The sequence below is a fragment of the Serratia sp. D1N4 genome (assembly GCF_054552755.1).
Genome location: NZ_CM137274.1, coordinates 3,209,783 through 3,222,632, shown reverse-complemented (window position 1 = coordinate 3,222,632; position 12,850 = coordinate 3,209,783). Strand labels below are relative to the sequence as shown.

Sequence of the window (12,850 nt, the reverse complement as noted above, 5' to 3'; positions counted from 1 at the left end):
AGAGATGATGAAAAGAGTCAATCAAACCATCTGGCGTGTTGCCAATAAAATGAGCCTGCTGGCGTTATTAGCTGCGCCATACGCTGTGGCGGAGACTATTACTATTGGCAAAGGCAGCGGTATCGTCTGGGAGGGGCAGCCGTTTAGTGCCACAAATAGAACCCCCACGACCACGCCCAGTTTCCCTAACCCGGATTTATTCCCCTACGATAGCGTGGCCTATATTATGCCAACTAACTTGTCGAGTTCTCAATGTGTACAGGATAGCTCGCTGACGATGATTGCCGGGTATAAAGCGTTCAAGATAGCACCCGGCGTTGGCATCATTCCCAGGGCAACCGTCACGGCGGATTATGTACTGGCTAATGGCACTACCGAAACACTGAGCGGGACGATCGGGTTGCCGAGCACGCAAGGGAAGACATCAAGCGGTGTGGCGATCACCAATCCACTGATGGGCGGGGCTTGGTGTTTAGCGCCAAGAATGTCCAGCATTGCTAACTTTTATAAGGCGAACACTTATATCAATGCGACCGCGACGGGTACCTGGGTGATGGTGGCCGACGGGACGCAAACCAGTCGGGACAATATTGCCTTATATAATGTGAACTTCAACACGTCAGGGAATGGTTACAAAAGTTTCATTCCGATTTTTTCAAGAAATACCACGTTACGTATTTCGACCCTGGAGTGCACGGTAAATACGCCTGTGCAGATTGATTTTGGGGCCGTAGCTAAAAATCTCCAGAGCGGTGCTGAGCTGGGTTCACAGACCAATGCGTTGACCACCCAATGTTCGCAAGACAGCAGCGTGGGGATTAATGCCAATATCAATGTGCAATTCAGAGCGTTAACCGGTTTGTATGCGGGCACGTCGAGCCGTTTAGCCCTCAGCCAGGGCGGTGGTTATATTACCGGCGAAATCAGCGGCGGAGTCACCGGCAGTGGGAACTGCTCTGGCACCAGCGGCGTGCCATTTGATAATACCCAACTCAAAGTGGGCAATATCACCAGTGCGCAAGCCACCCAGAATACCACCAACCAGATCACCTGGCGTTTGTGCTCAGGGGGCAGTGATTTGCCGACCGGTAACGTGAATGCCTCTGCCGAAATGTTAGTGACATTTAACTGAGTTATTGAATACAGGAGTTTACTCAATGAAAGTAAAAATACTCATGGCGGATAATGACAAGTATTTCACGGTAGGACTGAGATTTTTATTATCTGACTATTTTAAAGAAAAAGCGATTAGCGTTGAATTTAATGAGGCCATCAATCCTAATACCCACTATTTTATGGCCTTTGTTTGCACTGAAAAACTGGCGCAGTATCGATACGTTAAAGCAACGATAAATGCGGATACGGTATTTATGATTCAATCAGACTCTGGGGCGATGCGTGAAAATTGTGACGAGAAAATGGAGAGTATCCAGCGGCACCATTCGGCCAGCGCTATTCTCAGCCAGATTGATGCAGCGTATTCGCCTCCTGCGGTTCGGCCTTACGTCGAATCGACCATGGTTTTAACCCAGCGAGAAAAGACGGTGCTGGCCTACTATTCCAATGGTTACACTAATGTTCAAATTGGGCGCTTATTGGGGATCAATCAAAAAACGGTGAGTGCGCACAAGGTAAAAGCTATGACAAAATTCAACTTTAAACATAAAGGAGATTTTAGATGTTGGCTAATTGCTAACTCAAACTGCGAAGAGTGAATATATTTTTATATCTGCTACTCATTTAACCCTCGTAACCAGCATGCTGTGTTTGGCTTGGGGTTTATCATTCCTATTTTTGCAAGCTTAGAATAATATGAAGTATATCATTGATGCAAAGTTAGTATTTGATAGCGAGGAAAAAACGCTATTTTTAAAAGAATCTCCAGAGGAACGCGTAGAGATCGGGGCGATCTCGGCTCGCCTGTTTGTGGCAATGCTCGAGAATATTGCGGGGGTCGAGCGCGAATACCTGTTGGATGCCGTATGGTCGAATCATGGTTTACGGCCGTCGAATAACAATCTCAATAACCATATCAGCCTATTGAGGAAGAGTATTTCCGGCATTATTGATTTTGACGACCTGATCATTACGCTGCCCAAAAAAGGGTTTATGGTTAATAAGAGATACATGATTCACACCGTTGACGACGGGGCACCGAAGACACCTCGAGTGACGTTGGCAAAAGACGACCAGGCAGAGACCTATCCTGTTGTGCTGTGGTTACTCTCGATCATGGTTATCATTCTGACTTCGCTGCTAGGCTATGTTGTGGCTCGCGATCACTACGCGATTTTTGGCCTGTGTTGAGGCTTGCACCACGGGCGTAAGGTGATGAGTAAATGATGCGAGATTGAAGCAATGTTGAACCTGATGAATTATTATCAGGGGGAGAGATTGAGCCCGATGACTCCTTTGATAGGTGGCCTAACCCCATGCAGGAAACCCCCTTTAGCAGGATCACGCACACATCGCGTAGGCAAAACAAGGTGCTGTTCGGCCTAATCGCACTGGCTGTGGTTCTGGCCGCAGGCCTTTATTGGGGCACTCAGCGCATCATCAGCCAGGAGCGTGCTCGATTCACCCTCGATTTCTCAACGCTGGTGGGCTATGTCCATGAACAAGAGGTTTTCCTGCGCCAGCTACGCGGCCAAAACGGACAACTCTCTTATCTGCCCATTCCACGGATCAACAGCTTTCAGGAGGTCGCTACCTCTGCAGAGTGGGGCGGCAGGTTATTTAAAGGGCGGGAATCCGCCGTCACCATGCCGTTCTCGCTATTCTGTGAAAAACAAGCCGATTGCCCCAAAGCACCCGGCATGCTGTTTTCGTTGGGCAGCTATCTCGCCGACTTTTACTCCTCATTCTGGGCATCGTCCTACTTTCCTGCCGCCGCCGTATTCTTTGTCAATGAGGGTAGTGGTATCAGCGTCAGCGTGCCGGCGGTCAACATAGGTTCGGGTTATGAACCTATCAATATGCGAACCTACCGGGCGGTGACGGACGCCGTGCGTGAGCGTTTGCACAGTGCTGCCATGAACGACTGCCAGCCACAGAGCAGCGATAAACCTGGCGGTGGGGATGTTATCTGGTTTCGGGAAACGGCTTTGCCGAATCAAATGATCGGGCTGATTCCGGCCGGGTTCCCTTCCAGTATCTGGAAAGGGACACGCAAGCGCCCGACCACCTGCATTTACGCCGCCACCTTACTCAGCCGTTCGCGTTTCGGGGTATTGGAGCAAAGCGTCAACCCGGGGCCGAAGCACGCATTCTGGTTACAGCGCTTCGATCAAGTGTGGCTGAGCCACCAGGATCATGGCTTGCTGATGGGGCAGGGGCAGGCCCCGGATATCGAGCAGCAGGGTTTGCACTACACCCTGACCGGGGTGGTGTTCAAGATCGTGGAACAGAACGGTAAGTGGACGGGTTACTACTATGTGAGCTATGCCAGTTTCTTCCAGGATAATCTGTGGTTACCGCTCGGCGTGTTACTGCTGTTGCTGGGCAGCGTATGCGGTGGGCTGGCATATTCGCGCTGGTACAACCGCCGGGTGATTGCTCCGGCACAAGAAGCCCAGCGTGAACTGCTGGAAAGTGAGGCGTTTAATCGAACCTTGATACAGACGGCACCGGCAGCAGTCTGCCTGATTGCCCGTGCTGATGGTCATCTGGTATTCGGTAATTCACTGGCGCTGGATTGGCTGGGGGCCACCACCGGCCAACGCTTACCGCCCGGCGCTGCTACCACCAAATTGCTGAGCCAGGTGTTGCTCGCGCGGCAGGCCGGGGCCATCGAACAGCTGGCGGTGGCGGGGGGAAGAACCCTGTACGTTGCCTATGCGCCAACGCGTTATATGCAGCGTGATGTGATCCTGTGCGTTTTTGCAGACGTCAGCGCCCATGCGGAAATAGAGCGCCAACTCGCGCGCGCCAAGTCAGCGGCAGACGAGGCCAGCGCGGCCAAATCCACTTTCCTGGCGACGATGAGCCACGAAATCCGCACGCCGCTGTATGGTGCACTTGGCACTTTGGAACTGTTGTCCATGACTCAGTTGGATCGCCAGCAGCGCCAGTATGTGGGGCGGATCGACGATGCTTCACAAATGCTGCTACAGCTAATTAGCGACATTCTGGACATCAGCAAGATCGAAGCTGGTCAACTGCAACTGGAGACGGTGGAATTTAATCCGCGTGAACTGGTACAGAGTGTGACCGGCACCTTTGCTGCCATGGCTTATCGCAAAGGTTTGCTGTTGTTCTCGGTGGTCAGCACCGAGGTGCCCTGGTGGGTTGTTGGCGATCCGGCGCGCATCCGGCAGATTCTGAGCAATCTCATCAGCAATGCGATTAAATTTACCGAGTCTGGCCAGGTGATCGTGCGGCTCAGCCAGATTGCAGGCTCCGCGGCAGAAAGCCGACTGCGGCTGGAAGTGTGTGACAGCGGGATCGGCATCAGCAGAGCACAGCAGGAAAAACTGTTCACCCCGTTTTATCTGGCCGACGCCAGCCGCGGCACCTTGGGGGGCGCAGGTTTGGGGCTGTCTATCTGCAAGCGGCTGGCTGGCCTGATGGGCACAGAAATTCAGCTCCGTAGCGAGCCGCAGCGGGGCAGCCAATTTTATCTGATGCTGACGCTTGCGGTAGCCGAAGCTAGCGATGTGGCGGAACCGCAACTGCAAGGTAGCACCCTATGGGTACGCACTCCGCATCCTGAGCTGACCGAGAATCTCTGCGCCTGGCTGCGGCGTTGGGGGGCTGAATCCTCACCGCTTACCACACCAACCCCGTCAAACCATGAGCAAGATGTTCTGCTGGACGTGCAAGCGCATCGGCAAAGTGCTCCTATCGAGTGGCAAGGGCGCAGCTTGGCGATTTCCTTATCGGGTGAGGCGGTGAATTATTCTGATATTGATGCTTACAGCCTGAGCAGCATCGGCTTTGGTATCGATCGCCTGCTGCACGGGCAGCCGCTCAACGAACGGCGCGAAGCGGTGTTACCACAGTTTAAGGCCCGCGTTCTGGTTGCCGAGGATAATCCACTCAATCAGATCACACTACAGGGGCAGCTCGAACTGTTGGGCTGTGAGGTTACGCTGGCGGACGATGGTGAAGAGGCGCTGGCGCTGTGGGATATTGCGCCACATGATCTGGTGCTGACCGACGTGAACATGCCTTACCTGAATGGCTATGAGCTTGCTCGCAGCCTGCGCAATGAGGGGGTCACAGCCCCGATTATTGGCGTTACGGCCAATGCTATGTTGGATGAGGAACGGCGCTGCGTTGAGGCAGGCATGAATGCCTGGCTGGTGAAACCGATCGAGCTGCGAACGCTGGTGGATATTTTGCGTAAGTTTATGCCAGCTGACCAATTGCCGCCTGAAAGTGAGGCTAATGACCATTTTGAACAGCTTGAGCCTAATGTGCTCGATAAGCACCGCGATATTTTCCTCAAAAGCATGGCGGATGATCTGAACCAATTGGAGCAGAGTATCGCTCAAGGGGAGGCCGACAGGGCTGAAAACGCCTTGCATCGCATGCGTGGCGCGTTAGTTCTGGCGCAGCGCCGCGAGTTGGCGGCCAGCATGGAAACGCTTGAGATACATATGCAGACGCATGGTTTGGACGAACAAGGGAAAGCCAGTTTAGCCGTTATTATGGTTGAGATCCGCCAGTTGCTGGCCAGCATCGAATCAACGACATGAAAGGGGTAACACCGTGGAAAAACTACGCGTAGTGCTGGTGGACGATCATCAGGTGGTATTGGCTGGGCTGAAAGATTTTCTGGAACATGGCCCCAATATTGAGGTAGTAGCGACCTTTTCTACCACCTCAGAGCTGGTGAGTTACGCCAAAGCCAATCCGCTGGATGTGATCATTACCGACTACAACATGCCTAACGACGAAGTGCATAAAGATGGCTTACGCTTCGTCGATTTTCTGATTCGCACCTTCCCACAGGTAAAGTTGTTGGTTCTAACGATGATCTCCAATCCGATGATCGTGTCCGCACTTTACGACGCCGGTGTGGCAGGCGTGGTGTTCAAGCAGGATCCGCTCAGTGAGGTGCAATCCGCATTGCGCGCCCTGCGTGCTGACACGCGCTATTATCCTCCTTCATTCCAGAGTACCGGCCGCCGTGATGAACTCGAGGTATTTCTACAGCAGCGTATCAATAGCCTGTCTCCCAGAGAGTTTGAAGTGCTGCGCTATTTTGTGGAAGGGGAGTCTATTGGGCATATTGCCGAGCGGCTTAATCGCAGTGCTAAAACCGTGAGCCTGCAAAAGAACTCGGCAATGCGCAAGTTGAACGTAGAAAGTAATCAGGAACTGATCCGCTTCTGCGTCGGCAACCATATTTTTGACTGATGGCCAGCGGTGGAGCCCTGCTTGGCTTTCAGCAAGTAAGCCGTAGCGATATCCGCACCCGGATCTTGCGGTTTTTTTAATCCACCCGTTACTTTTTAGCTGATTCATCCGCTTTTATAAAAATAAATAGATTTAAATTCCAGCTTACAGGGTGTGAGTAGCTTTTTTAATTTATCGATACTGGTTTCTCCACGGTCATTTTGAATAACTATCTTTTATTATTTTTTATATAATATTTTTTATGTTTTTAGTTGTTTTTTTATCTAAATTTCAGTTTATGCTTGATGGTTGAAACCTTGATTAAAAGAAATTTCTGGTGGATTATGTTTTCGCAAATAGATCTTGCATGATGGCCATTTTTATAAATTGCCTGATTCAACCGAAAGATATTTTTTAAGCTAGCTCCCCAATGCTATTACGCCTGATGAATTCATAGGTGAAAAAATGAAGTACATAATCAATGAAGAGCTGATATTCGACACGGAAGAGAGCACATTATCGCCTGTAAGAAATGATACAAAATTAGAGATGAGCACTATTGCAGTACGGTTGCTTTCAGAGATTTTGACGCATAGCTCTGGGGTGACTCGAGAGCATTTGTTAAGCGCGGTGTGGTCAGATCATGGTTTAAAAGCATCAAATAACAATCTTAATAATCATATTAGCCTACTGAGAAAGCACCTGGAGGAACTCGCTGGGCTGGATGATCTGATTAAAACATTACCCAAAAAAGGATTTATCCTCAATAAAAACTATCGTGTTGATATTTTAGGTGAAAGTGTGGGCGAGGTCAGGGATGTTGTGAGCAGCACTGAGGTTGATAAACACCGAAAGTTCAAGTTAGCGTTCAATAAAAAAATCATAGCAACGTCACTGGTGTTCTCATTCTTATTTATATCTTCACTCTATGGCAAAGAAATATATCACTTACTATTAGAACCTAGTGCTGAAAAGATTTATACCTACAAGCAGTGTGAGTTGAGAACGTTACAGGAGGTACCTGAAAACAAGAAGAAAAAGATCATCTCAATCGTTATTGATACCATAAAGAATAATGATATAGATTGTGATAATGACAATTATGATGTGTTCTTCTATCTCAGTGGCAAAGAGCAAAGGAAGAATGAGTTTAAAATGTTTTCTTTGTGCCGCAATGGCGGTGATGGATATTACTCTTATTGCTATAGCATCCGAATGGTTTAGTCAGTATGAAGAATAAAAAATGGATTTACTCTCTTGCAGTTCTTCTCTTATTATCTGTGCTGATTTTAGCCTATATTATCATGATGAGAGCTCAAGAACGGTTTTTTAAATGTAATACAGAGATCCACTTTGAGAATTCAAAAAATAATAGCCAGATAGAGGCTAATGTATCACTGCTGTTAACCAGTAACAGTATGGCGATTCTTGATGTAAACGGTGTAATAACCAAGGATGGGGTGGATTTTAATGTCAATCGCAAGGTTTACTTTAACCATAGCCGTGAGTCACGGGGTGATTATTATTATTTTAAAAGAGTAAAAGAAGAGGATTACGCCATCGCCAACGGTGTATCAAATGAGCTGTTTAATGACATCATGTTCGGCAATAAAAAAGATTTCTATATGTCCATTACCTCGGTTGGTCATGGGGGGTATGAACTCAGTGAGATGATCTTCCCGGTAGTCGTCTGCTATAGCAAAAGAAATTAACCGGTAGGCGGTAATCCTTAATGAACGATTTGCCCGCTGAACTTTCGCCCGGTAAACGGGCGGAGCTCAGCGTGGTTTTCAAAGTCATCAAGTTGCCGCTGCTGCGTGCTGCCTCAGTCAATTTGATGACAGTTCGTACTTCTTTATTTTGCGATACAAGGTCGCGATGCCAATGCCTAATTTTTCTGCCACCAACTTCTTGTTGGTGTGATGGCTGAGCGCTTCCTCAATCATCATTTTTTCCATATTCTCCAACCCCAGCGTATCCTGGTTGGCGCAGATCTCTGTGGCTTTGCTTACCGCAGCGGCTGGTGGCTGATGCAGATACTGACCACGGGTTAAATTGGGTGGCAGCAGATAGGTATCAATAATTTCACCGCTGGGTACCACGTTAACCAGATACTCGATTAAATTACTCAGTTCACGCACGTTGCCCGGCCAGCGGTACTGGCGCAATATTTTGAGCACTTCCGCTGAAATCCCAGGGTAAATAATGCCGATTCTTTTGGTATGCAAACTGAGGAAATAGTGGACCAACAGTTCAATATCTCCCTCGCGTTCACGCAGCGGCGGTAGCGAGAGGGGAATCACGTTCAGGCGATAATAGAGATCCTCACGGAACTTCCCTTCGGCGATGTATTGCTCCAGGTTTTGGTTAGTGGCGGAAATAATGCGGATATCTACCGGGATCGGCTTGCTGGAGCCAATCGGCAGCACCTCGCGTGACTCCACCGTGCGCAGTAACTTTGCCTGCAACATTAAGGGCATATCACCAATTTCATCCAAGAATAGCGTGCCCTGATTGGCGGCCTGAATAAGCCCCACCTTGCCATTGGCCGAAGCCCCGGTAAATGCGCCTTTCAGGTAGCCAAAGAGTTCACTTTCCAGCAGTTGATCCGGGATCGCCGCACAGTTAATGGCGATAAAAGGCTTATCGCTGCGGTTGCTCAGCCGGTGTATGGCACGCGCCACCACCTCTTTGCCGGTGCCGCTTTCCCCCACCACTAATACGCTGGAAGGGCTGGGAGCGATGCGGGTAATCAGCTTCTTTAGCAAACGCATGGGTTTGCTTTCCCCAGCCAGATGCTCAATACGCGGATCTTCATGGCTCACAGGGGTGTTAAATGATGAGTGTGACTGGTGAAAAGCCATTAAAAATAGTTGATGATCCTGAATCTGGTGCAACTGACCAATCATGATCTCCTGGCGATCATCGAAGGAGATAATATGCTGTAAATGCCCGCTGGTGTAATTCTGATGGAAGGTCAGAGCGTGAATATTAAAGGTTTTGCCGATTATCTCTTCTTGCGGTAAATTAAACTCTTTCAAGGCCATGGCGTTGGCGAATTTAACCTGATTTCTTTCGTTGAGAATTAATACGCCCTGATCCATATTTTCAATCAGGCTGAACAGCACTTTATTTAGCCCACCGTTGTTGCTCTGCGTCTCTAATAAATTGGAAACGAAAACGTTGGATATATTCCGCACATAATCGGAGAACTCTTGCAGATTATCGCGTAATCTCTGCTGTTGCTCTAAATTGAAGGCCACCAGGCTGATCACGCCGATGCAGGTATGCTGGAACAGGATCGGAATACCAAGAAACGCCTTCTCCTGGCACTCTTCTTTGCTGCTGCACCCGTCACACACCGGATCGAAACGTGAGTGGGTGACTATTTTTTCTTGTTGTGTGTCAATAACATGCTTCAGCAGCCCGGAGTTGCTGCCGAGCTTTCTGCCAAAGTTTTTGCCATAGGGGCCGGTTCCCGCCACTCGCACCAGATTGGCGTCGACAATCTCTACCTCTAACAGCAACACGCTGGAGAGCATTTTGGTAAAGCGCAAAATTGTCGGCTGGATCTGCATCAGTGCAGACTGGGTATTTGCCGATGCTATCATGACGAGTCTCTCTTTTTTCATCATCGAAAAAAGAAACGATAATACATTAATGCCTGCGGTAATTTGATTACCATCAATCTAATCCTTCAGCTGAAATAGATTGTGCCGTTAAGCTCACATTTTATTATCAAAATGATAATTGTCGGTAATTTCTATCATTTTGGGTTGCGATAGCGGCTGATAATTATAAATAGCCTGCTATGGGGTACTGGCGTTATGGTTTTATACGAGAGGGTTTTCTGAAAAGCCCCAATTAACCTCGCTGAAAACTGATAATTATGTGATCGGCATCATATTGTCTAGGTGTTTCGTGCCCCATATCCAAGGTTTTTTGCCTCTTGGCATGCTTATTGATTGCCTGATAACAGGCGCTGAAAATGCGTGTTGTTCATTCTGAGGTTAAACGTCGGTTATTTAGGGGCAAAGATGAGAACAGTTAATCAGTTAATTAAGGACATAAAAGCGTTAAAGTCCAATTTACACCAAAAGGACTTTTTACTGACTTGGGAACAGAGCCGCGAAGAGCTGGAACTGGTGCTTAAATTGGCTGAAGCGCTGAAAACCATGCGCTCAGAAAATATCGCGACCAAGGTTTTCAACAGTGGCTTAGGGATCTCTATTTTCCGCGATAATTCCACCCGCACCCGTTTTTCTTACGCATCGGCGTTGAACCTGCTGGGTTTGGCTCAGCAGGATCTGGACGAAGGCAAATCGCAGATCGCCCATGGGGAAACGGTGCGTGAAACGGCGAATATGATTTCATTCTGCGCCGATGCCATCGGCATTCGCGACGACATGTTCCTGGGGGCGGGTAATGCCTACATGCGCGAAGTCGGCGCGGCGCTGGATGAAGGCTTCCAGAAAGGGGTGCTGCCGCAGCGGCCAGCGCTGGTTAACCTGCAATGCGATATCGATCACCCAACGCAGGCGATGGCCGATCTGGCCTGGTTGCAGGAGCACTTTGGCAGCCTGGACAAGCTGAAAGGTAAAAAGATCGCCATGACCTGGGCCTATTCTCCAAGCTACGGCAAACCGCTGTCGGTGCCGCAGGGCATTATCGGCCTGATGACGCGTTTTGGTATGAAAGTCACCTTGGCACACCCGGAAGGTTACGACCTGATTCCGGATGTGATTGAAGTAGCGAAAAACAACGCGGCGGCTTCCGGCGGCAGTTTCCAGCAGGTGACCTCCATGGCCGAGGCTTTCCAGGGCGCGGACATCGTTTATCCGAAGTCCTGGGCACCGTACAAAGTGATGGAGCAACGCACCGATCTGCTGCGTGCCAACGATCACGCCGGTCTGAAAGCCTTGGAGCAGCAGTGCCTGGCGCAGAACGCCCATTACAAGAATTGGCACTGCACCGAAGAGATGATGAAGCTGACTAAGGGCGGCGAGGCGCTGTATATGCATTGCCTGCCAGCGGATATTACCGACGTGTCGTGCAGCGAAGGCGAAGTCAGCGCCAGCGTGTTCGAGAAATACCGTATTGCCACCTATAAGGAAGCCAGTTGGAAGCCTTATATCATCGCCGCCATGATTATGGCGCGCAAATTCTCCAACCCAGGTCTGACGTTGGAGCAATTACTGCAAGAAGCAGAAAGACGCATTAAATAAACCTTCTCTGGCCGGGAATATCTTTTGGTGTTCCCGCGCAGTGAAAGGTTAATGCGACCCGAGGAGGTAACAGCAATGTCGGTTTTTTCATTGAAAGTGGAGATTGAGGATAACCGTTATTTTAACGGCGAAACCTCGCCGCTATTCTCTCAGGCAGAAGCGCGCAAAGCACGGGCGTTTCATCAAAAAATTACGGGCTATCAGCCAACGCCATTATGTGCGCTGGACGATCTCGCACACCTGTTTGGCGTAAAGAAAATCCTGGTTAAAGACGAGTCCAAACGCTTTGGCTTAAATGCCTTCAAAATGCTCGGCGGCGCTTATGCCATCGCCCGGTTACTGTGCGAAAAATATCAGATCGATATTAATGCGTTTTCCTTCGAAAAATTTAAATCCACGCTGAGCGGGAAAATGACCTTCGCCACCACCACCGACGGCAACCATGGCCGGGGTGTTGCCTGGGCGGCGCAGCAGTTGGGGCAGCATGCGGTGGTCTATATGCCCAAAGGCTCGGCGCAGGAGCGGGTGGACCACATCCTTAATCTGGGTGCCGAGTGCATCGTCACCGACATGAACTACGACGATACCGTGCGTCTGACCATGAAAACGGCGCAGGAGCGCGGCTGGGAAGTAGTGCAGGACACCGCCTGGGAAGGCTACACCAAGATCCCGACCTGGATTATGCAAGGCTACGCCACGCTGGCGGATGAAGCGGTAGAACAGATGCAGCAGATGCAGATTGCACGCCCAACTCATGTGCTGCTGCAGGCGGGAGTGGGGGCGATGGCGGGCGGGGTGCTGGGCTACTTGGCCGAGGTGTTTGGTGCCAGCCAACTGCATTCGGCGATCGTGGAACCCGAACTGGCGGACTGTGTTTATCGCTCCGGCAAGAAAGGCGAAATCGTCAACGTGGGCGGCGATATGGCCACCATTATGGCGGGCCTGGCCTGCGGCGAACCAAACCCACTGGGTTGGCCGTTGCTGCGTAATTGCGCCACACAGTTTATTTCCTGTCAGGACAGCGTAGCGGCATTGGGCATGCGGGTGCTCGGTAATCCGCTGGGTAACGATCCGCGCATTATTTCCGGCGAGTCTGGGGCGGTCGGGCTCGGCGTGCTGGCTGCGGTGCATTACCACCCGCAACGGGCACAACTGATGGAAAAACTTGGCTTGAATAGTCAGTCGGTGGTGCTGCTGATCAGTTCGGAAGGCGATACCGACGTTAAGCATTATCGCGAAGTGGTATGGGAAGGGAAATATTCCGTCTGAAAATACCCATCGTC

At 50.0% G+C, this 12,850-nt stretch carries 10 protein-coding genes; 9 read left to right on the top strand and 1 reads right to left on the bottom strand.

Annotation, left to right across the window (positions count from 1 at the left end; translation table 11 throughout):
* Nucleotides 1-4: 4 nt before the first annotated feature.
* The 7 genes from ACX1CU_RS14430 to ACX1CU_RS14400 all read left to right on the top strand — a co-directional run bounded on the left by ACX1CU_RS14430 (nt 5) and on the right by ACX1CU_RS14400 (nt 8,054).
* The gene (locus ACX1CU_RS14430; protein WP_459398983.1) at nt 5-1,132 is read left to right on the top strand and encodes an adhesin; all 1,128 of its coding nucleotides are present in this window, start codon (nt 5-7) and stop codon (nt 1,130-1,132) included.
* 25 nt (nt 1,133-1,157) lie between these two features.
* Complete coding sequence (locus ACX1CU_RS14425; protein WP_459398982.1) at nt 1,158-1,715, top strand: LuxR C-terminal-related transcriptional regulator; 558 nt, start codon at nt 1,158-1,160, stop codon at nt 1,713-1,715.
* 97 nt (nt 1,716-1,812) lie between these two features.
* A complete protein-coding gene (locus tag ACX1CU_RS14420) occupies nt 1,813-2,307 on the top strand; it encodes a winged helix-turn-helix domain-containing protein (protein WP_459398981.1) in 495 nt (164 codons plus the stop codon).
* A 179-nt stretch (nt 2,308-2,486) separates the two neighbouring features.
* The gene (locus tag ACX1CU_RS14415) at nt 2,487-5,699 is read left to right on the top strand and encodes a hybrid sensor histidine kinase/response regulator (protein ID WP_459398980.1); all 3,213 of its coding nucleotides are present in this window, start codon (nt 2,487-2,489) and stop codon (nt 5,697-5,699) included.
* A 13-nt stretch (nt 5,700-5,712) separates the two neighbouring features.
* Nucleotides 5,713-6,363, top strand: a complete 651-nt coding sequence (locus ACX1CU_RS14410) for a response regulator (protein ID WP_459398979.1) — start codon at nt 5,713-5,715, stop codon at nt 6,361-6,363.
* 444 nt (nt 6,364-6,807) lie between these two features.
* Entirely contained in the window at nt 6,808-7,566 is a 759-nt protein-coding gene (locus ACX1CU_RS14405; protein WP_459398978.1) for a winged helix-turn-helix domain-containing protein, read from the top strand.
* Nucleotides 7,567-7,571: 5 nt separating this feature from the next.
* Complete coding sequence (locus ACX1CU_RS14400; protein WP_459398977.1) at nt 7,572-8,054, top strand: hypothetical protein; 483 nt, start codon at nt 7,572-7,574, stop codon at nt 8,052-8,054.
* A 117-nt stretch (nt 8,055-8,171) separates the two neighbouring features.
* Here ACX1CU_RS14400 and ACX1CU_RS14395 read toward each other — a convergent pair whose 3' ends face one another.
* Entirely contained in the window at nt 8,172-9,950 is a 1,779-nt protein-coding gene (locus ACX1CU_RS14395; protein WP_459402816.1) for a sigma 54-interacting transcriptional regulator, read from the bottom strand.
* Between the two features lie 429 nt (nt 9,951-10,379).
* Between ACX1CU_RS14395 and ygeW the strand changes: the two genes are divergently transcribed.
* Both ygeW and dpaL read left to right on the top strand, forming a co-directional pair.
* The gene (gene ygeW, locus ACX1CU_RS14390; protein WP_459398976.1) at nt 10,380-11,567 is read left to right on the top strand and encodes a knotted carbamoyltransferase YgeW; all 1,188 of its coding nucleotides are present in this window, start codon (nt 10,380-10,382) and stop codon (nt 11,565-11,567) included.
* Between the two features lie 75 nt (nt 11,568-11,642).
* Nucleotides 11,643-12,836, top strand: coding sequence for a diaminopropionate ammonia-lyase (gene dpaL / locus ACX1CU_RS14385; RefSeq protein ID WP_459398975.1), 1,194 nt, complete (start codon nt 11,643-11,645; stop codon nt 12,834-12,836).
* Nucleotides 12,837-12,850 lie beyond the last annotated feature (14 nt).